General features: G+C 40.2%; 21 protein-coding genes. 3 read left to right on the forward strand and 18 right to left on the reverse strand.

Annotation, left to right across the window (positions count from 1 at the left end; all coding sequences use genetic code 11):
* Positions 1–44 precede the first annotated feature (44 nt).
* The 18 genes from AC0VYO_RS19325 to AC0VYO_RS19410 form a co-directional block, all read right to left on the reverse strand.
* A complete protein-coding gene (locus tag AC0VYO_RS19325; protein ID WP_475368027.1) occupies positions 45–1,325 on the reverse strand; it encodes a serine hydrolase in 1,281 nt (426 codons plus the stop codon).
* A gap of 12 nt (positions 1,326–1,337) precedes the next feature.
* Complete coding sequence (locus AC0VYO_RS19330; protein ID WP_475368028.1) at positions 1,338–2,525, reverse strand: phosphopentomutase; 1,188 nt, start codon at positions 2,523–2,525, stop codon at positions 1,338–1,340.
* Between the two features lie 2 nt (positions 2,526–2,527).
* Positions 2,528–3,682 (reverse strand): YhfX family PLP-dependent enzyme, encoded by a 1,155-nt coding sequence (locus AC0VYO_RS19335; RefSeq protein WP_475368029.1) that lies wholly within the window; start codon positions 3,680–3,682, stop codon positions 2,528–2,530.
* 49 nt (positions 3,683–3,731) lie between these two features.
* Positions 3,732–4,826 (reverse strand): aminotransferase class V-fold PLP-dependent enzyme, encoded by a 1,095-nt coding sequence (locus AC0VYO_RS19340; RefSeq protein ID WP_475368030.1) that lies wholly within the window; start codon positions 4,824–4,826, stop codon positions 3,732–3,734.
* A 2-nt stretch (positions 4,827–4,828) separates the two neighbouring features.
* A complete protein-coding gene (locus AC0VYO_RS19345) occupies positions 4,829–5,746 on the reverse strand; it encodes a phosphotriesterase family protein (RefSeq protein ID WP_430243329.1) in 918 nt (305 codons plus the stop codon).
* 14 nt (positions 5,747–5,760) lie between these two features.
* Complete coding sequence (locus tag AC0VYO_RS19350) at positions 5,761–7,056, reverse strand: YhfT family protein (protein ID WP_430243327.1); 1,296 nt, start codon at positions 7,054–7,056, stop codon at positions 5,761–5,763.
* Positions 7,057–7,076: 20 nt separating this feature from the next.
* Positions 7,077–7,436: a DUF2620 domain-containing protein gene (locus tag AC0VYO_RS19355; RefSeq protein WP_226615500.1), complete on the reverse strand. Its 360-nt coding sequence runs from the start codon at positions 7,434–7,436 to the stop codon at positions 7,077–7,079.
* Between the two features lie 13 nt (positions 7,437–7,449).
* Positions 7,450–7,812: a PRD domain-containing protein gene (locus tag AC0VYO_RS19360; RefSeq protein ID WP_475368031.1), complete on the reverse strand. Its 363-nt coding sequence runs from the start codon at positions 7,810–7,812 to the stop codon at positions 7,450–7,452.
* A 67-nt stretch (positions 7,813–7,879) separates the two neighbouring features.
* Positions 7,880–8,812, reverse strand: coding sequence for a GntR family transcriptional regulator YhfZ (yhfZ, locus tag AC0VYO_RS19365; protein ID WP_475368032.1), 933 nt, complete (start codon positions 8,810–8,812; stop codon positions 7,880–7,882).
* A gap of 287 nt (positions 8,813–9,099) precedes the next feature.
* Positions 9,100–10,389 carry a TRAP transporter large permease gene (locus AC0VYO_RS19370; RefSeq protein WP_430243320.1) on the reverse strand — a complete coding sequence of 430 codons (1,290 nt, stop codon included), beginning with the start codon at positions 10,387–10,389 and terminating at the stop codon, positions 9,100–9,102.
* Positions 10,386–10,865, reverse strand: coding sequence for a TRAP transporter small permease (locus tag AC0VYO_RS19375; protein WP_194218612.1), 480 nt, complete (start codon positions 10,863–10,865; stop codon positions 10,386–10,388). Before AC0VYO_RS19375 ends, AC0VYO_RS19370 begins: the two co-directional genes overlap by 4 nt.
* Positions 10,866–10,950: 85 nt before the next feature.
* The gene (locus tag AC0VYO_RS19380) at positions 10,951–11,973 is read right to left on the reverse strand and encodes a TRAP transporter substrate-binding protein (protein ID WP_475365949.1); all 1,023 of its coding nucleotides are present in this window, start codon (positions 11,971–11,973) and stop codon (positions 10,951–10,953) included.
* Between the two features lie 13 nt (positions 11,974–11,986).
* Positions 11,987–12,652, reverse strand: coding sequence for a bifunctional 4-hydroxy-2-oxoglutarate aldolase/2-dehydro-3-deoxy-phosphogluconate aldolase (locus AC0VYO_RS19385; RefSeq protein ID WP_430243314.1), 666 nt, complete (start codon positions 12,650–12,652; stop codon positions 11,987–11,989).
* 11 nt (positions 12,653–12,663) lie between these two features.
* A complete protein-coding gene (gene hxlB, locus AC0VYO_RS19390) occupies positions 12,664–13,218 on the reverse strand; it encodes a 6-phospho-3-hexuloisomerase (RefSeq protein WP_475365950.1) in 555 nt (184 codons plus the stop codon).
* Positions 13,190–13,840, reverse strand: coding sequence for a 3-hexulose-6-phosphate synthase (gene hxlA / locus AC0VYO_RS19395; RefSeq protein WP_475365951.1), 651 nt, complete (start codon positions 13,838–13,840; stop codon positions 13,190–13,192). The genes hxlB and hxlA overlap by 29 nt, the downstream gene beginning before the upstream one ends.
* A gap of 5 nt (positions 13,841–13,845) precedes the next feature.
* Complete coding sequence (locus AC0VYO_RS19400) at positions 13,846–14,802, reverse strand: sugar kinase (protein WP_475368033.1); 957 nt, start codon at positions 14,800–14,802, stop codon at positions 13,846–13,848.
* A gap of 18 nt (positions 14,803–14,820) precedes the next feature.
* On the reverse strand, positions 14,821–15,828 hold the full coding sequence (locus AC0VYO_RS19405) for a LacI family DNA-binding transcriptional regulator (RefSeq protein WP_475368034.1): 1,008 nt from the start codon (positions 15,826–15,828) through the stop codon (positions 14,821–14,823).
* Positions 15,829–16,032: 204 nt separating this feature from the next.
* Positions 16,033–16,839, reverse strand: coding sequence for a histidinol-phosphatase (locus tag AC0VYO_RS19410; protein ID WP_475365954.1), 807 nt, complete (start codon positions 16,837–16,839; stop codon positions 16,033–16,035).
* A 225-nt stretch (positions 16,840–17,064) separates the two neighbouring features.
* On the opposite strand from AC0VYO_RS19410, the gene AC0VYO_RS19415 reads away from it, so the two are divergent.
* From AC0VYO_RS19415 to AC0VYO_RS19425, 3 genes are read left to right on the forward strand one after another with little or no spacing between them, the layout of a single operon-like run.
* The gene (locus tag AC0VYO_RS19415) at positions 17,065–18,027 is read left to right on the forward strand and encodes a sugar kinase (RefSeq protein WP_475365955.1); all 963 of its coding nucleotides are present in this window, start codon (positions 17,065–17,067) and stop codon (positions 18,025–18,027) included.
* A 13-nt stretch (positions 18,028–18,040) separates the two neighbouring features.
* Positions 18,041–18,700, forward strand: a complete 660-nt coding sequence (locus tag AC0VYO_RS19420) for a bifunctional 4-hydroxy-2-oxoglutarate aldolase/2-dehydro-3-deoxy-phosphogluconate aldolase (protein ID WP_475365956.1) — start codon at positions 18,041–18,043, stop codon at positions 18,698–18,700.
* A 42-nt stretch (positions 18,701–18,742) separates the two neighbouring features.
* Positions 18,743–19,504, forward strand: coding sequence for an IclR family transcriptional regulator (locus tag AC0VYO_RS19425; RefSeq protein ID WP_475365957.1), 762 nt, complete (start codon positions 18,743–18,745; stop codon positions 19,502–19,504).
* The last annotated feature ends 153 nt before the right edge of the window (positions 19,505–19,657 follow it).

Below are 19,657 nucleotides of genomic sequence, written 5' to 3' on the forward strand. Positions count from 1 at the left end.
ACCCTGAGCACCTCCAAGAAAGGAAGCTAATCAGGGTTGAGTTATTATTGAATAGACTCGTATACGATATTCGCGATATGTTTCGAAAGTCCTCCAGTGCTTGGATAGGATCCAGATTCGAGAGGGCCGTTATTTTGTTTATTAGTTAACACAATAATTTGGAGATCATTAGATGGGTCAAAGATCACTTGGGTCCCTGTAAAACCTGTATGCCCAAAAGTCGCTTCTGAATGTTTGTCACCCATGTACCAGCTCTTGTCGAGTTCCCATCCATAGCCCTGTCCAAAACGCTGAGGGGTTGTAAAGTCTTCAATAACCTCCTGATCATATAGCTTCACTTTACCGTAACTCCCACCATTCAACATCGCCTGTCCAAGTACGGCAAGATCTCGTGCCGTGGAGAACAAGCCAGCGTGTCCAGCTATACCTTCGTTTGCATAAAAACTATTACCGTCATTAACTTCTCCAACAAGTGTTTCAGTTCGCCACCTTCCAAAGTCCTCAGCTCGCTCAGGAACGTTGTAGCCGAAATCAGGATCATCAACCATTTTATATTCAAAAGGATTCCCCCATGAGGTGGCTGCGATTTTATCATCAAGGTGATCTGAAGGAGTAAACATCGTATCTTTCATTTTCAATGGCTCATAAATATTTTTCTGAAGATAATCATCAAGCTTCTCTCCGCTTATTTCCTCAATGATGAACCCTAGCGTCATAAAACTAAAATCACTATAGCGACGATCTGTGCCGGTTTCGTATTCGAGTGGAAGTGCATTAATATAGTTTAGAACTTCTTCCGAATTCTTAGCATGAAAATAAGTCGGCTGCCAAGGAGTTAAGCCAGAGGTATGTGTTAAAAGGTCTGCGATTGTAATATCTTCCTTACCATTAGAAGCAAAATTAGGAATATATTTTGCTACTCGATCATTTACTGATAATTCCCCATCACTGACAAGCTTCATAATTCCTTGCGTTGTTCCCATTACTTTAGTTAAAGAGGCAAGGTCAAACATTGTTTTCTTTTTCATTTTCCTTGGTTTTTCTAATAGATTTCCCATATCATATTTTTGTGCATCTCCATAGGCAGACTCTTTTACGACTTTACCACTTTTAACCACAAGTACCACTGCTCCAGGAGTTATATCATTACTTATAGCTTCTTGCACTACGTCACCAATTTCCTCAAGTGTAGTAGCATTCATTCCAGCACTCTTCGGACTACCATGACTCAGCTTCTCTCCGTTGGCAGTAGCTGAAGCTGTGGAAAAGACAGAGATATTCAACAGCAGAACCACGATCGGTATTATAAAAATTCGTTTCTTCATATATACTCCTCCTTAGTTTTTGAGGATTTGATTAAGAAAGCTAGTACCTGCTTCAGTGGATTCAATACGAAAATAATCACTCAAGGTTGCCCCTATATCTGCCATAGTATTTCTTATCCCAATCGATACTGGCTTCACTTTAGGACCAGTAACCATAAGAGGAGTATACTCTCTTGTATGTTTTGAGTGCCCGATCGTAGGGTCATTCCCATGATCTGCCGTTACTATTAAAATATCATCTTCTTTAAGTAGAGGAATAAATTTCTCCAGCCAATTATCTACTTCTTCAAGAAGTGATGCGTACCAATTCGTATCCTCTGCATGACCAGCAAGGTCCGTTTCTTGTACATTTACTAGAAAAGCCCCATGCTTTTCTTTACTAAATGTTTCTTTTAGTTGTTGAAGCACCTCCGCTGTATTCACAATAGAATAAGCCCAATGCTTTCCTTCGAGTACATCTGCCGTTTTCCCAATTCGATAAACTGGAATTTTAGATTCAGCTAGGGTCTGGAATTGTCTTTGTACGTTAACACCATATCCCAGGTGACGAACTTGATAGTCTGGCCCATACAAGCCTGCTTTAGGGCTATCAATTCCCCACTGCCCCGCTTCCCCTTTTTTTACTACTGATAGAAGTCGCTCGACCGAAGTGTGAGGACCGCCTAATGTAATAACTCGACTTGTATCAACAACTCTCCTTACAACGCTTCCTACTTTAAGCGCATACTCAAACGAAACCTTTGTCAGGTCTGCCGTAACATTAATAATATTTCCAGGGGTTGATTCAATGTTATCTGCAATAATGATTGCATCGTCAATTAACAATATTGGCAAATCTTCAAAAGGATAGGTTACTTTGAAATTTTCCCTTAGTAGACTCGTAGCTATATTCTCATGAACGTCTTTCATCAATCGTTTGGCGGGACGTTTCGGAAGACTTCCTACAATCTCTTGGTGTCCCATATAAGTATCAGCTCCGTAGTGTGCGAGTCGTGCTTTTCCGTAAGCTCCTTTTGGTGTTCCGGTTTCATCTACAAGTTGATTAAGTCCAAGCGAATACATGGTGGGAATGGCCATCGGTACTTTTTTTCGAATATGCTCGTACGTATTTGCTATGCAGTCCCCTGGTTCAAAATCTGCACAGTCATCCATTGCTCCAATCCCAAAACTATCGAGAACGAGCACTACGATACGTCCCATCGTTAACCTCTCCTTTCAAAATGTACAATTTCTGGAACACCATCATGTAACCCACGAACAAGGGCAACATTTGCCCTTGTTACAAACACTTGCGTCCGAAAAGCATATATTGCCGTATCACCGATAGATACTCTTGATTCACGTTCAAGTCTTCCATAGTAATCAATGTACTCAGAATTTAGAGGCTTGCCTTTTAAAAATGTATCAAAAATACGTTCAGGGGAGCTTCCGACGTAAGCGCCTGTCATATTTCCCCTTTCGTAAAACCCTCCTCCAATCACATAAAAATTCTCCTCATCTTCATGAGAGACTTCAGATACATAGATAATAGCAGGATCCTCAGGAAGAGTTCGCACCGCATGAAGTGGGGTAGTCCCTGTTAGAGCATGTCCAGGTTCCCCATGTGTAACCCCGGCTTTTTTTAGCATTGGAATCGTTTCTGTACTTGTTGCACTTGGACCATTTACCTGACGAATATGAAATCCCGATGCTTCAAGGATTGCTTTTGCCGAAAGAATTGTTTTCAGGTTCTCCGTAAACAATAGCTCCTTACGTTCTTTGTCCATTAGCAATAACGGAAATGAAGTAACGCCCATTACTTCGATTCCTTTCAGCTGCTTTAGCTCTGGAATAAAACCTTGAAGCTCCTCTACCTGAAATCCTCCCCACTGTCCAGGATAAATCGTGTCTGATGAATTGATTACTCGCAGAATGACCTCCTGTTTTTTTCCCAGTTTCATAGCTGCATCTGATACTTGTCTTGCTCGCTCAATCGAAAAAACCGTCACAACTTCTGGATCGAAACTAAGAACCTCATCCCACTGATGTTTCCCAGGTTGGACAAGATGACCCACGTTACCAATACTGACACCGGAATGATATAGTCGGTAAGCTTCTTCAAATTCAACGGCAACAGCTTTTTCAATTCCATGTTCCGCAATCCAATTCCCGAGATCGCCTATACGACCAAGCTGCTTACTCATAAAATACAATGTAAAATCATTCTCTTTAGCAGCTTGCGCCATTCTTCTGACATTGTGGGCTATTGTGTCAAGGTCGAGAACATACGTATTGGGAGGAATAAGCCCAGATTGGTGAAGTTTTACTCCCGCTTTAATGAGTTCTGGATTTCTCTTCTTTGTAAGTGAAAGAAACAATGTAGTAGCCTCCTAAACAACAGCGTATAGATTATGTCTTGATGTATACTTACTCTCCTCGCAATGATTCTCGAAGAATACGAATAACAGTCTCTGCTCCAGCCTTCATAGGGTTAATCCGTAAACCATATTCAAGTAATGCGGGTGTACTTTCGAGGAAACTACCAGAAACTCGATAAATCATTGGAACAAGTTCAAAACGTGATTCTGCTCCAATTGGATATGTTGCTGCTCCAAAGGCCTTACTTCGCTCGATTACTTCACGGGCAACTGGCTCTTTCAGTTCAACAATGACATTCTTTGATTGAGAGTTTGTAATATATGCCTCTTTTACTCCATACACTTCACCTTTATTTAACAAGTCACATAGAACTTCAACTTGCTGACTCTGAATAGCTAATGAGACAGGTGCAAAAGGTAGGGATCGAAGTAACTCCATCGCTTCTGGTCCCTGAACTTGACTGCCTCCAGAATAATTTCGCTGTTGAATTGTTTTAATGGCGCTCTTCCCTATCACTACTCCAATTCCTTCAGGTCCAAGTAGCTTAAATCCGGAAAAAGTGGAATAATCAGCGCCAGCCTCTACACCAATTCCATGCATTTTCAATGCACAATAATTATCATCAACAACTACAATCATTTCAGGGTTGATCGTCTTAACTAACTTAATCACTTCTTTAAGACGATAAGTGTCGATTGGTTGCTGCCTTGCATGTTGGATATAGAAAACCTTTGCTTCTGAATGAGGAAGACTTTGTTTAATAGCATCTAAATCATTGAAATTCACTTCTTCCGTTCGTAACCCAAGCATTCGGATCGTTTCTTTAGTCGTCATATAAATAGGTGCAGTGTGAATCATCATGGATTCTCCCGGTTCAAGGAGGGCACTTAAGAGAGATCGAATTGCACCGGTACCCGATCCTCGCACAAGTACTGCCTGATCACCTCCAAAAATACTAGCAAGAACGTTCTCAACTTTCGCAGTTGTTCTAGGTCGTTTATAGATCGGATGCACACCGCGATCGCCATCATGGAACATTTCATTGTCTTTAAATTCCTTTGTGATATAATCCACAATTTCAAATTGTTTATTTGTTGCTTCTGCAAGTGACATCTGAGGTATAACAGATTCCTGGTATTTCAATGTTATGCAATCCCCTTTCGACTGAAAGCATGAGCTGGATTATCGATTAGCATCATTCTGATATTCTCATCAGACAAGCCTGCTTCTTTTAAACGAGGAACAAATTCATTGAGAACATAGTCATATCCAATACCTCCGTGCTTATGCCAATGTGACTTTCTAGTTAAATCAGCTGATAATAAAATCTGCGCACCATATCCTCTTTCAAATAGACGACAAATTGTATGAATTCGCTCTTCATCAGGTCGATAATTAATTTTTCCAATCGTATCAAATCCTACAAATGCCCCTGCTTCCACAACAGAAAGTACTCGTTCATCATCTTGATTAAGGTCTTGATGCCCCACAATCAATTGGTTCATTGGCAATCCAAGGGCAGAATAAAGTTCAACTTGCTCGACTCCCATCGTTCCGAGCGTTGTATGTGTGGTGAGCGGAAGCCCCGTTTCCATTGCTGCGATTCCCGCACCAGTTAAGAGCTCTTCTTCAATAGGCTTGATTTCATAGTGACTGCTCCCTATTTCTCCAATAACGCCAGGATAAACGTCTGTTCCTTCAATTCCGTTCTTTATTTCATCAATCATGTATTGTGCAAACTGATCGCGATTCCACTCAGTCGCTTGGTTTGGAAGGAATGGGTCTTTGTAAAAACCGGTACTTGCGATCAAATGCACTCCTGTCGTTTCGCTTAACTTTCTAAGGAGACTTGCATTACGACCCATTCCGTCATTCGTAACTTCTATCATCGCCTGCCCACCTGAAGCTTTAAAATAGCGAAGTTCTTCTTCCATTCCGCCTATATCGTCAAGAATAGTGTCAGGATCATTTTTAATTCGTGATAAATCAATACAAAGATGTTCATGAGCGGAACAAATCCCGAGCTCAGTAGGATCAATTGGTCCTCTAACCGTTTGAATCATCTTATCTCCTCCTTCTACTGTGGTATTTGCATGAGGCCAAGTACGACAAGAACATTCGCCAAGATACCAACTGCTATTGCGCCAATCGGTCCTACTGCCATTCGCACAATTGGACGGCCTGCAATCTCATTTAACAAATAGAACCCTGCAATGATAAAAAATCCAAGCCCTGGAGCAATAGCATTAGCTGCGTTTGCACCACCAATTAAAAGAGCCACTTCTAAAATTCGACTCATCGCTGTACGAATATTTTCTCCTGATTGTCGTACTCCGGGATATTTGTCAAGGAAACGTGCAATCTGACTCAATAACATAACCTCAAGAAAAACAGTAATAATACCAAGGATAGCCGCAACCCATACATTAGGAACAAGCAACCCTACAACGAAAATGATTGTAAACCCAACTGGACTATACACCCCTGTTGCAATCGCCGTACTAGCAACAAGTGGGATGAATCCCAGCGCTCGGGCTCCTGCAGCGATAGCAGCATCTGTTATTTTTCCGTCTGCTATTAAATTTAAAGATATTGGATCTCCAGCCATAATCAGAAGGTTCGTAGCCGCAGCAATAAGCCCACCCATAATCATGAAATAAACCACATGCTTTTTAATGCGATCGACTCTCTCACTGAAAACCGAAGCAAGATCAATCCCGCTTCCGTCCCCTTCAGGTTTTTGACGCACAGCATATGTAATTAAGAAAATCATTCCAGTAATGAGAGCCATTCCTTCTTGATTTAACGTAACCGTCGTATCACCAAAAGTCATGGCACCGCTTTCATTTAACCATACAGCTAATTGCCGAATAATGGCTGATGTAATAAACGTCAAAACACCTTTTTTAACACTGAATTGCAACGCCACTGCTAGAGCTGGAAATGCCATGAAGGTTACCACGACCGGCGATCCCACTTGCCCCATCGCATCTAGAAAATTCAATGGTAGTTTTTCAAATAAGGTGACAAATCCTTCTAGTCCAACTAACAAACCTGCACCATATGCGCCACCAACAATTGCTGCAACAGGCGTACCCCATTTATTTCGCGGGGTGATTAATCCAATAATATCTGTTCCAAGCAGAATGCTATGGATAAGAATAATACTCGCTGTAATGGTAAACGGAATCCCAAAACCAACTACAAGTCCAAAACTCATAGCAAAAGCCGTTAAACCAAGCTCTTTACGTCCCATTCGCCCTTCAGTATTTTCAGGTACAATTGGTCGTAAGCCGTCATTAAACACAGCTAAATTTAAATTTGCAAGAACAGCTGCCATAGCCCCGATCAAAATGACGAGAACCATTTCCATGTGCCGAACCCCCTTCTAAATTAAAGTGCTTTAATTGCTCTCATAATCATTGGAACGACCGTTTCCATATGATCAGCAGTAAAACCGAATGCTTTCTTTCCGTCCTTAACAGCCTGTTGAATTTTCTCTTCACTCGGTTTTCTTCCTGGCATTGAAACAGTTTCACAGCTTGGTTTTCCAATAATAGCAATCGCCATTGCTAACGCACCTCCACCACCAGTGTGACACGCTCCAACATAGTATTCTGCTTGACCTGTTTTTACTGCCATTGCCGCTTCTACATCTGATTTAATGGAAGTTTCCACTCCATTTGGTCCATGTTCCTTCACTAGGGCTTCGACTTCCTTTTTATCTACCTGTCCACCAATAACAATTTTCATAAAAAATCTCCTCCTATTTCATTTCTTTAAAAATAGATACATAGTGCATTTTTAAAAAAGCGATCTCAGATTTTGGAATTTCCTCACCCCAATTGGATTTAAGCCAATTAATCTCTCTATTCGCTAGATCAATTTGCTCAGATTTCTCTATTTCTGAAAAAAGCTCATCAGGTGGGCCGTCGACCGATTCACCGCGGGACATACGCGTTAAGGCTGATGCAAGATGAGTAACGAGCATTTCTATTTTATTTTGAGGAAGCGGCCTTTGCGTATGGTCACTTAATCTTTGCACCGCTTCCTCAGCGATAGTTGATGCTTCCTCACTAATCACATCGCCAGCTTTCAGAATATCTAGTCGTTCCTTAATCGTTGACATAAAAACCAACCTCCAATATACAGGATTTAGTATATTAAAATCATAGGGATTCAAAATGAAATCCCGCCTAATATCGAGGATAAATTTCCCCCTTTTCTACTCGAACTTGTAGCTCCTTGACGTTAAATACTGACAGGTCGAGTAGTGCATCTCTAAGTTCTATCCTCTCCCTATTTAAGAGCATAGTTGCTTCATTCACCTTTCGACTTAATTCCTGAGCTTTTATCGAACGAAACGATCCTTTACCCATTCCTTCAGAATGAATAATCTCATCCTTATTCCAAACTGCTGCATCAATTTCATTGTTCTTAAGCATCTCCATCATCTGCATGTAGTTCACTTCAATTAGCTGAACATCAATACCTTCTATTTCATACTCCGTTAGAAGATGCTGATCAGCTGAAGAATAATCAATACCTACCCGCATGCCGTTTTGAATACGCTCTGTTTTAGAGTCTGAAAAAAAGATTTCATGTCCGGAAACATATGAGTTATTTCCAAATGTTTTTGCCATTTCGATACGAGCGTCATTCCGAACAGCAAGCTCAGCCGCATGCCTTGAAACAATCACAAAATCATATCTTCCAGCTTTCAATGCCTCTATTCTATTCGATGAGCCTCTCATGAAAGCCAAATTAAAAGGTATTTTCATCATTTCAAGCACCTGAACTAAACCAGTAGCAAGGCCTTCATATTTTCGCGAATATGGTAAAGGCATTGCCCCCATAACAGAACCAAGTCCTGCAATATCCCAAAGTAGCTCTCGATCCGTTCTAACAAGAAACGTACCAAGGTGTCCTCTTGCTTCAAGAACAATAGCTCCTATTTCTTCGAGTAGACGTAACGCTCCCTGAATTGTCCCCCTTCCAAGTGATGTTTCTGTAACAAAATCACTTACGCGAGGAATACGGCTTCCTGGCTCGATCGCTATTAGATTAGCTGCAATTCTCCTAGCTGCCAGTCCATTCTTGCTGTATAATTTCTCCCATTTGCCTTCCATATCCTCACCTCAATATACAATTTTTCGTATTTTCACTTTAAAGAATAAATCAAAAATCTGAAAATTTCAACTGATTTCCTAAAAAAGAATGCGCGGTGTAATTAGTCACCTCGCATTCTTACTGTCTTTTTAACTATTCTATGCTAATAAAACTTGTTGATTTCTATAGGTTTGACACCTTCAAATAAAATATTGATTCACTCGACTTTTAGCGTGATATAAGGGTTATAAATAAAATAATAAAGTGAAAGCTAACAAAGCAAAACCGTTCTATATAAATTCTATAATTAAAACAAATTAGAATTAATCACCTTTGGTAAGTAAAAAGCAACATCCGGTACAAACGCAACTACTAGCAGTACTACGAGTACTATAGCTATATATGGCATAACGGCACCTAGTGAACGTTCAACTGGTAATTTTCCAATTTTCGCAGCTAAGAGTAAACATAAACCATATGGGGGCGTCACTAGACCTACAGCTAAAGTCATGATTGTAACGATACCTAATAGAATGGGATCAATCTCAAAACCGATCGCAACTGGCAAGATCACTGGGATAAATAAAATCATTGCTGGTATAGCATCCATGAATGTTCCTACAAAGAGGAAGAATGCAATGATAATTAATAGAAAAACCCATTTACTATCGATATTATTTGCGAAAAATTGTTCCGCCCATGATGATAATTGGTAGTAACTCATCAATTCTCCTAAAGCATTTGCTGCGGCTAAGGCGAATAAGGATAATGAACTAAGTGTTAACGTATCCACTAAAATTTTAGGGAAATCTTTTATTTTTAGTGTCTTGTAATAAAAAAGGCCAATGATGACTGTATAAAGTGAAGCAAATGCCGCTGCTTCAGTCGCTGTGAAAATTCCGGTGATAATCCCACCAATCAGAATTACGGGTGTCATTAGTGCAGGAATTGTGCCAACAAACTGTTTCATGAAATTTTTCATTGAAGCTTTCTGATATGTGGGATATCCTCTCTTCCTAGCAAGAATATAAACAAGGATCATCATACCGAGTCCAACGAGGATACCAGGGATAATTCCTACTAAGAACAAAGCGCCAACTGATACATTTGTTAGCCCCGCAAAAATGATCATCGGGATACTTGGGGGAATGATAACACCGATTGTAGAAGAGGCCGCTGTAATACCAACAGCTGTTTCAGTGTCATATCCTTGTTTTTTCATATTAGGAATTAGGATTTTACCAACCCCGGCCGTGTCAGCTTGAGCGGCGCCTGAAACCCCTGCAAAGAGCATAGATACGAGAATATTGGCGTGCGCTAATCCACCACGGATGTGCCCGACAATTGCTAGTGCTAAGTCTATTAACTTTTGGGAGATTTGGCCGCTATTCATCAAGTTAGCTGCTAGTATGAAAAGAGGAACGGCTAATAAAACAAACGAATCGAGACCGTTCAGCATTTTAACTGGTACTGTTACTTCAGGAATATAAGGTACGTTCATAATTCCTAGCAGGGCTACAATTCCGATTACGAAAGCAATAGGAATACCAAGAAACATCAGGATAATAAAGAGACCAACTAACAGAATACCAATCATTCGGTTACCTCCTTCTTAGAGAAGCTTCTTACGTTACGTAAAATGTGAGCAAACGTATATATCATCATCGTTCCACCCATAATCGGAATTGAAATCCATACATACCCCATTTTTAATTCCGGGATAGAAACCCAGGTATAGTTCCAGAAGTTTTGAACAGCTTCTATTCCTAAATAAAATAAACCTGTACTAAATACTAGAAGAATAAGATCATTAATGAGATATAGGCTGTTCTTACTTTTGCCAGTTAACTTATTCAACAGAAGATCGAATTTAAAATGCTCTCTTCGATTGAGCATGACGGATGCCCCCATAAACACGGCCCAAATAAAGGAATAAGTCGCAACTTCTTCCGTCCAAATAGCTGAAACCCCCATATACCGCGTAATAACCTGGATAATGATCGTGATAAAAAAGACAACTAGAAACAAGACACCAACAGTTAATTGAATTTTCTCAAGCAGCTTAACGAGCACGGCTAACTTCCCCTTTCTACAAGCGCAAGGCTAATGATTAGAATAAGAGCGAAGGTACCGACTATACCCTCGCTTCACTCTTTACTTATTTCAAATCACGAATTTTTTTCAAAAGATCCGTCGCACCAATTTCTTCTGCTGTTTTGTCTTGAATAGGCTTCGCTAATTCAATGAACGGTTTACGATCAATGTCATTTACTTCTGCCCCTTCATCAATAGCTTTTTGTTTGTACTCTTCTTCTTGCTTGTGAAGGACCTCAATCTCTTTCTTTACTGAAGCTTCAGCTGCTTTTAATACGGCATCTTTTTGCTCATCTGTATAAGAATCAAATTTCTTTCCATTAATGAGTAATAAACGAGTCGTGTAGTCATGCGCTGTTTCTGTGATGTACTTTCCATTTTCAGTTTTATGGTGATTTTGTTGAACGAAGTATGGATAAGCGTTCTCAGAGGCATCAACGACACCTTGTTGTAAAGCTTGATATAACTCTCCCCATGCTACCGATGTTGGTACAGCTCCAGTTTCTTCCCAGTACTCTGCAATAGCACCAGAAGTTTGCGTCCGGAATTTCATCCCTTCAATATCCTTCATGGAATTCAATGGCTTTTTCCCATAGTAATGACGAACTCCAGCTGTCCAATAGCCCAAAACTTTGAATGTATTATCAGACTTCTCATTAATCGTTTCAGCAATTTGATCGCCAACTTCTCCCTCAACTGCTTTCTCCCAATGTTCATAACTATTAAATACGTAAGGCATAGCGAATAGATCGATTTCTTTAATACCCGTTTTCGACATAAAACCAGGAGACACGAGAACAACATCAGCACCGCCAAGCTTAAGCTTTTCCACAAGTTCTGATTCACTTGTGCCCAGAGTTCCTGCATGGACTTCTACTTCAATATTACCGTCTCCATTTTCTTCAGCTACTTTTTTAAATTCCTTCATCCCATATTGGTAAGGATTTTCAGGTGAAGTTTGGTTATGTGCCGCAATAATTTTAATCTTGCCATTTTCGTTTGCTCCAGCATTTTCACTGTTACCGCACCCCGTCAAAAAACCTAGAGATAAAATCATAACTAACAATAATGTAAATACATATTTCATAAAAGCTCCCCCTTTATTTTCTGAATCCGCTTTCAAATAATGAAGTATGATTTGCTCCTCTTAGCTTTTCAACATATTGACTTGCCAATTCTTTTAAACTATTGAAATCGTCTTCTGACGTTAGATGATCACATTGAACAAGTTGGCCTCCAATCCCAACAACCTTAGCTCCCGCTTGGAAATAATCAAGCATATTTTCCTTATCGATTCCACCAGTTGCCATTATTTCAATTTGAGGTAGAGGACCGAGAATATTTTTTATATAACGAGCGCCCATTGTGTCCGCCGGAAAAACTTTCACCATATCAGCGCCTGATTCATAAGCTGTCACCATTTCCGTTGGGGTCAAGGCACCTATAATGCATGGGACTCCATATCTTTTCGCCACTTTAACTGTATTTAGATTCACCGTAGGAGAAACAATAAAATCGGCACCCGCCATAATAACTGCTCTGGCTGTTTCACCATCGAGCACAGTTCCTGCACCTATTAATAACCCATCAAAACTATCTCTAACTTTCCTAATCAACGTTTCAACCTCTGGTGTTTCAGCTGTTATCTCGATTGCTTTAATACCACCCTCATATAAAGCTTGAGCAATTGGTAATATATTGTTTTGATTTGCTTTACGGATGACAGGAATAATTTTTGCCTCCTGTACTTTTAGCAGGTTAGCCATTTAGTACACCTCTATTCCATATTTGCGTGTTTGGAAGTCATTCTTTCGTTATCCGTTTGCTTTGATTGATTAATTGTGTAGATGATAATAGCGTCTAGGAGCAAGTGCAGCGATTGATCAAATTGGTTTCCAAGCGGCTGAATCGTACTAGGCTCTTCTGGTAATCTCTTTTTAGTTGCTGCAGGAACGACTAACACATGATCACTTATTCCAGCAAGCCTAGAGCTGCCATTCGTTGTAACCGCTGAAATACATGCTCCTATTTCTTTTGCTTTTTCTGCATAAAAACAGATAGACTGAGTTGAACCTGATCCAGAGATAGCGATTAACAAATCACCAGTTTCGATATTCGGAGTAACGGTTTCCCCTGTAACATATACCTCATATCCACCATGCATTAATCGCATAGCAAATGCTTTTCCCACTAGTCCAGAACGTCCCTCACCAGTCACAAAAATTCTTTTAGCTTCTTCTATATGAGTTGAAAGCTGCTTCGCTTGATCTTCGTTCACTTCTGATAACACCTGATTAACTTCATTAACTACAGTGTGAATGACTTTTTTCATATTCCTTGATCGCCTCCTTAATTTGTGCAGCCGCTTGTTTACGGTTATCCTGCTTCGTAATGCCTCCCCCAACGATTAAAGTATCGGGAGCGTAAGAAAGAATTGATGACAGAGAATCAAGGTTGATTCCACCTGCTACAGCAATTTCTATACCTGAGGATTCGCTTACAAGTTCAAAGAGATCACCGGTGATATTTCCTTTTTTCTGCATATCTTTACCAAAATGTAGACTAATGAGATCGACTCCAAGGTTTTGGAGCTGATTGATGCGCAATTTATTAGTAACGCCCAGTAAATCAACCATTACTCTGCCTTTATGCTCTAAGGCTACGTCTAACATATCGGAAATCGTTTGATCTGCTGCGAAAGCCATGACTGTCGTAATATCAGCCCCAGCTTCAAAAGCCTGAGCAGCTTCATGTTTGCCCGCATCACATGTTTTCATATCTGTTACAATGATTAATTCAGGAAAGGACTCTCTGATTTCCGTTACAATTGACATTCCGTATTCTTTGATAACACCAGTTCCAATCTCAATCCAGTCGATGGAATCATATGTCTCTCCCAAAATGTCTAAACACTCTTCACGGGATAGCCTGTCCAATGCTAATTGAAGTTTCATCTATCTCACCTCTCAATAAATTCTCTTTCTCCAAGCTGTGTAAGAACTTCACTTAGTTCTGGCAACCCTTCATTATCTCCACAAACGCTCACTACCATAGAACCAATTGCATTTGAGAACTTAAGAGTTCTTTCAAGAGTCCAGCCATTTAGTAATCCATAAACAAACCCTGCATCAAACCCGTCTCCTGCTCCTACCGTATCGACCACTTTTTTTGGAGGTATTGCTGGCGCATGAACAAGTTGACCATTCTTATAAGCACTAGCTCCATGCTCACCTTTTTTGATCGCTATTGTTGAAATACCGTATCTTTGACAATCCTGCGCAATTTGTTCAGGTTCATGAACTCCAAAAAGTAATTCAGCTTCATCTTCACCAGTAAGCAGTACGTCTACATATGGAAGCAGTTCTGTTAAGCCGTACTTAGCTTCTTCGGGAGACCACAATTTCAATCGTATATTAGGGTCGAAAGTGATTATCGCTCCATTATCTTTTGCTATCGTGGCAGCTTTTTGGAGAAGTGAAATATTCTTATCCGGATTAATTGCAGCAAAAACGCCAGTTATATGTAACACCTTGCAACGTCTCAGCATAGCTTCATCAAGGGTAGCCTCTGTCAGTGCCTCCGTAGGTGATTGATGACGATAATAGAACGTTCGACCATTACCGTCTTCTCTAATCTCCTTGAAATTCAACGAGGTTGAATATCGATCGAGCAACTGCACTTCTGAAACATCGATTCCCTCACCTCTAGCAAAATTACGAATATATTTTCCAAACTCGTCATTCCCTAACCTACTAATCCATCCTGTTTGTAACCCGAGCCTTGCACATCCAACAGCGAAATTAAATTCAGCTCCACCTGCTTTTCTTTCAAAATTGGAAGCATACCGCATTGGGCCATGATGTGAAGGATCAAATGTGATCATCGCATCTCCAATCGTAACAACATCTTTTTTCATGCCCGATCTCCCTTCTATTTAGTTAACTGATTCTCTTATCATCAATTTTGGTTCAAAACGATACTCTGGCTGATCATTTATCCTTGTCGTTTTGTTAATTTTATCCAACAAAATCTCGGCTGCCATTTTACCCATTTTAAAAGTAGGCTGCGCAACTGCCGTGATGGGAGGAGTAAAGAAACTCGCATACGGTACATCATCAATTCCGATAACAGATAAGTCCTCAGGAATGCGCAAAGATTGCTGCTTGGCAAAACGAAGCACTTCTTTTAGTACAAAATCATTTCCTGCAATAATACAATCTGGAGGTGAAGGAAGTGCTAACATCTTTTCAAGTGATGAAGCAATCAAATCTGGATCAACACATTGGATATAATCTTCTTTTAATTGAATGTTTCGTTCAATCAGAGCTTTTTTATAACCTTCTACTCTCTCATACCGTGAAGAGATGTTATCTATAAAAGATGTAGTCATAATGGCAATACGCTTATGCCCTTTACGAACAAAATGTTCAACAGCTAATTCGGAAGCTTTTTCATTGTTGAGCATTATAGAGGATGCTGGAATATCTGGAACTAGACGATCTAGAAAAACGAGCGGATATTCTTCATCCAACATTTGTTTGTAGAGTTCACGGTTGTTACCCGTTGGAAAGATAATCAATCCGTCCACCTGTTTGGCACGAAGCATTTCAATGTAACGCTTTTCTTTAACTGGATCATCATCAGCATTACAAATGATTGTATGAAAACCTTTTTCATGACACAAATCTTCTACTGCTCTACTCACTTCTGTTGAAAAAGTATGGAGAATATTAGCAACAATGACTCCAATTGTTTTCGTAGATTTTTGTTTCAAGCTCCTGGCTACAATGTTTGGTTGATAACCAAGCTCTTTAATCGCTTCTTCAATTCTTACTTTCGTTTTTTCACTCATATAGTCATATCGTTTGTTTAAATATTGCGAAACGGTGCTCTTCGATACTTGTGCTTTTTTTGCAACGTCTGCCATAGTTACAGTTCTCATAAATCATTCTCCACATCTAAAGTGATTTTACTAAACCGATTTAGTAAATCGATTTAGTTGTATTATAAAGGGTATGTAAGCGTTTTACAACCCTTGATTTTAAAATCGACAGATTATTTAGTCAATACTACGGTTACGGTACAAAAGAGAAGGAAAAAATAAAAGAGTGGGAAAGACATTTGTCTTCCCCACTCCTCTACGCCCTCACATCCCAACAAACTCCTTCTTCCTCTCTCGAAACACCGTCCAATTCTTAAATCCAATCTCCTTCAGCTTTGTTCGAACTTCTTCAAATTCTTCTCCAACGCGTAAAGGCCAATGAGCGTCAGATCCGAAAGTAACTCCAACACCATAATGGCAGGCCATTTCGAGCATGTCATTCGCGGGATACCAGCCGCCGCAGTCTTTATGCTTACCAGATGTGTTGATTTCAATCGTTGACTCAAGCTCTCCGAGTCGCTTCAATGCTTTTTCGACTTCAGGTGTTTGAACGTTTGCGAAGTCTGGATAAAATCCCTTCATGGCATCAATATGGGCTAGAATATCGAAGACGCCGCTTTCAGCTGATTCTACGATTAGCTTGTAATAATGCTCTTTTTCTTTGCGTATGTCTTCTTCAATTAAATTTTCCCATCGACTTTTATCAAAGATGTTAGTTCCATTACTAAAATGAACAGAGCCAATTATATAGTCAAACGGGTACTGATCATAAATGCTTTTATATAACGGGTAATGGTCTCGAAAAAAGTCAGATTCAACACCAAGCAAAACGTCAATCTTGCCACGGTACTTTTCCTTCAGCGAGAGCACTTCTTCTACATAAGAAGCGAACTCACTCTTGGCCATAGCAATGCGAGGCAACGCTCGATCCTTCTCACTTGCAAAAAACGGTGAATGATCAGAAATTCCGATCATCTGCAAATCATTTTGGATTGCTGCTTTTATGTAATCTTCAATTCCTGCTTCTGCATGACCACATCGTTCATGGTGCGTATGGTAATCAAATTTCATCGTACCGCTCCTTCCCAATACTTGTAAGTCGTAATATCGTTATCCTACCATATTTGTCTTATAAGAGTTGACTTTCACGCAATGTATTTACAGAAAATTGATACTCACGATCTATATTTTTGAAAATTCTAACATAATTAAATTGACATCGTTTTCATAATTCAGTAAAGTTAAATCATAATAAAGAACACCGTTCCTTATTAAGGAACAAGGAGGAGGCAGTTTATGCAATCACAATTGGATGTCGTCACACTCGGTGAAACCATGGTGCTTTTTGATGCCGCTTCTACCGGCCCTCTTCGATATACGAATCAGTTTAACAAGCGAATCGGCGGGGCTGAATCAAACGTAGCGATCGGTCTTTCAAAGCTTGGTCACTCTGTAGGCTGGATCAGTAAGCTGGGCGATGAAGAATTAGGTCATTTTACATTAAATGCCATTCGTGGCGAAGGGGTCGATACAACGAATGTCCTTATGGACCCTGAAGAACAAACGGGCTTATATGTTAAAGAAAAGCGAACAGATCGCAATCAAGTTTACTATTACCGCAGTGGTTCCGCTGCAAGCACTATGACTACAGCAGACATCAACTGGGACTACATAAAAAGGGCGAGAATCGTTCACTTAACTGGCATTACTCCTCTGTTGAGTGAATCTTGTTATGAGCTAGTGAATGAGGTTTTCCACTTTGCTAAAAAACATGAAATTAAGGTTTCATTTGATCCTAATATTCGAATAAAACTGCTGAAGAATATTCCAAATGGACAAGAAAAATTGCTAGACCTCGCAAGACAAGCGGATATTCTTCTTCCAGGACTAGACGAAGCTGAACAATTGATAGGTACAAGTGATCCTGATGAAATCATTTCATTTTTTCTAGCCTCTGGCGTTCAGAAAATCGCGATAAAAAACGGAGCAATTGGGACCACCTTTGCCACAGCAAATGGTGAGAATGGATTTGTGAAAAGCTATCCTGTCTCTAAAGTGAATGATCCCATAGGAGCAGGAGATGGTTTTGCTGCAGGAGTTCTCTCTGGCCTTCTGAAGGGGAAAACATTTCAAGAATCTGTTGATCTTGGCTCATTAATTGGTTCCATCGTTGTTTCTGTATTTGGCGATATTGAAGGGCTTCCAACGATTCAAGAAATTGAATCTTTAAATGCAACGAAACAGGATGTATTAAGATAAAAGGAGTGGGAGAATGAAACAGGCGATCTTAACAAAAATGATTGACGGTGGTGTTGTAGCCGTCGTTCGAAAAGTTGACCGAGATAAAGTGATGCAAGTGATTGAAGCGATCGTAGATGGCGGGGTTAGTGGGATTGAAATCACACTTGATTCTGATGGGGCACTTGATGTGATTCGTGAAGCAAATCTTGCTTTTAAAGGTCAGGCAGTTGTTGGGGCAGGTACCGTTCTTGATGCGCAATCAGCAAACATGGCGATTCACGCTGGTGCCGAATTCATTTTCTCTCCAACAATGAATACAGAAACCATTTTGACCGCTAATCGATATGGTAAAATTGTGATACCTGGTGTATTCACGCCGACAGAAATACTGCAAGCCCAACAAGCTGGGGCAGATCTAGTGAAAATTTTCCCTGCAAGCGTACTTGGACCAACTTTCATTAAAGATGTAAAAGGCCCTCTCTTTCACGTGCACATGATGCCAACCGGCGGAGTAAACCTTTCAAATACAGCGGAATATATACGAGCTGGGGCAGCTGCCGTTGGTGTTGGTGGCTCCCTATTACAAAAAGATTTAATTGCAGAAAAGCGATACAGCGAACTACAATCCCTCGCAAAGCAATATTGTGTTGAAGTACAAAAAGGCCGACATGTCCTTGTCAATTCGAATTAAATCGTTCTGATTGTCGTGATCGGTCTAGGAAAGGAAGATGTTATGATTCAGTCTGTCGATCGATCACTTCAAATTTTAGAGCTATTGAAAGAAAAACCAGAAGGAATGGGCATTACAGAGCTCGCTAACAAGCTTAATGTGGCAAAAAGCACGATACATCGACTAGTTTCTACCCTTGAGTCACACCAATATATCCAGCGCTCGGCTGATCAAACATCTTATCGACTTGGGTTGAAATTCATTGAGATGTACCATGTGGTTGTCGATGAATTAAATATTTTAGAAGTCGCCCGGAATGTTCTTGAGGAATTAAGTGAACGAACTTCAAAAATCGCTCACCTTGTTATGATCGAAGAAGATCATCAAGTCATTTATCTTGATAAAGTAGAGACACAATCCACAATTCGAATATACTCCCGTACTGGGCGAAAAGCTCCGCTTCATTGCACAGGTGTAGGGAAAGCGATCTTAGCATATTCGAGTGATAAGCAACTAAACGATTTCCTTTCAACTAAAGAGTTATTTAAGCTAACAGATCGGACCATCACGGACGCTACAGAATTTCAAAACGAATTAGAAAAAGTTCGTCAAAATGGCTTCGCTATTGACGACGAAGAACACGAAGAAGGCATTCGCTGCATCGCTGTTCCGATCTTTGACCATCTCGGAAGTGCAACGTACGCGATCAGCATTACAGGCACCGTTCCTCAAATGTCAGAAGAGCGTTTAGCTGAATATTTACCCATTCTGAAACAAGCCGGGAAAGAAATATCGAGAAGACTCGGGTATAAAGGAAGCCGATAGGAGTGATCCTATCGGCTTATGATGGTGCCTGTCACTCGCGGTTTATGTCGAATCTCTCTCCCCCTTACTATCCAACCTTTCTCCCATGTCTATCGGTCTGTTTTTAGTAAATTCTGATATTTTACATTCAATCCGTTTACTATCCTCCGTTCC

This window comes from Anaerobacillus sp. 63XJN7_4_ISO-PGPR-S23-413, from assembly GCF_056173725.1.

Bases quoted from the DNA above. Each gene is read 5' to 3' on its own strand.
- AC0VYO_RS19350 (WP_430243327.1), bottom strand. From the start codon at position 7,056: ATGGAAATGGTTCTCGTCATTTTGATCGGGGCTATGGCAGCTGTTCTT.
- AC0VYO_RS19420 (WP_475365956.1), top strand. From the start codon at position 18,041: ATGAAACAGGCGATCTTAACAAAAATGATTGACGGTGGTGTTGTAGCC.
- AC0VYO_RS19380 (WP_475365949.1), bottom strand. From the start codon at position 11,973: ATGAAATATGTATTTACATTATTGTTAGTTATGATTTTATCTCTAGGT.
- AC0VYO_RS19345 (WP_430243329.1), bottom strand. From the start codon at position 5,746: ATGATTCAAACGGTTAGAGGACCAATTGATCCTACTGAGCTCGGGATT.
- AC0VYO_RS19325 (WP_475368027.1), bottom strand. From the start codon at position 1,325: ATGAAGAAACGAATTTTTATAATACCGATCGTGGTTCTGCTGTTGAAT.
- AC0VYO_RS19425 (WP_475365957.1), top strand. From the start codon at position 18,743: ATGATTCAGTCTGTCGATCGATCACTTCAAATTTTAGAGCTATTGAAA.
- AC0VYO_RS19360 (WP_475368031.1), bottom strand. From the start codon at position 7,812: ATGTCAACGATTAAGGAACGACTAGATATTCTGAAAGCTGGCGATGTG.
- AC0VYO_RS19330 (WP_475368028.1), bottom strand. From the start codon at position 2,525: ATGGGACGTATCGTAGTGCTCGTTCTCGATAGTTTTGGGATTGGAGCA.
- AC0VYO_RS19355 (WP_226615500.1), bottom strand. From the start codon at position 7,436: ATGAAAATTGTTATTGGTGGACAGGTAGATAAAAAGGAAGTCGAAGCC.
- AC0VYO_RS19400 (WP_475368033.1), bottom strand. From the start codon at position 14,802: ATGAAAAAAGATGTTGTTACGATTGGAGATGCGATGATCACATTTGAT.
- yhfZ (WP_475368032.1), bottom strand. From the start codon at position 8,812: ATGGAAGGCAAATGGGAGAAATTATACAGCAAGAATGGACTGGCAGCT.
- hxlA (WP_475365951.1), bottom strand. From the start codon at position 13,840: ATGAAACTTCAATTAGCATTGGACAGGCTATCCCGTGAAGAGTGTTTA.
- AC0VYO_RS19385 (WP_430243314.1), bottom strand. From the start codon at position 12,652: ATGGCTAACCTGCTAAAAGTACAGGAGGCAAAAATTATTCCTGTCATC.
- AC0VYO_RS19370 (WP_430243320.1), bottom strand. From the start codon at position 10,389: ATGATTGGTATTCTGTTAGTTGGTCTCTTTATTATCCTGATGTTTCTT.
- AC0VYO_RS19410 (WP_475365954.1), bottom strand. From the start codon at position 16,839: ATGAAATTTGATTACCATACGCACCATGAACGATGTGGTCATGCAGAA.
- AC0VYO_RS19415 (WP_475365955.1), top strand. From the start codon at position 17,065: ATGCAATCACAATTGGATGTCGTCACACTCGGTGAAACCATGGTGCTT.
- AC0VYO_RS19405 (WP_475368034.1), bottom strand. From the start codon at position 15,828: ATGAGAACTGTAACTATGGCAGACGTTGCAAAAAAAGCACAAGTATCG.
- hxlB (WP_475365950.1), bottom strand. From the start codon at position 13,218: ATGAAAAAAGTCATTCACACTGTAGTTAATGAAGTTAATCAGGTGTTA.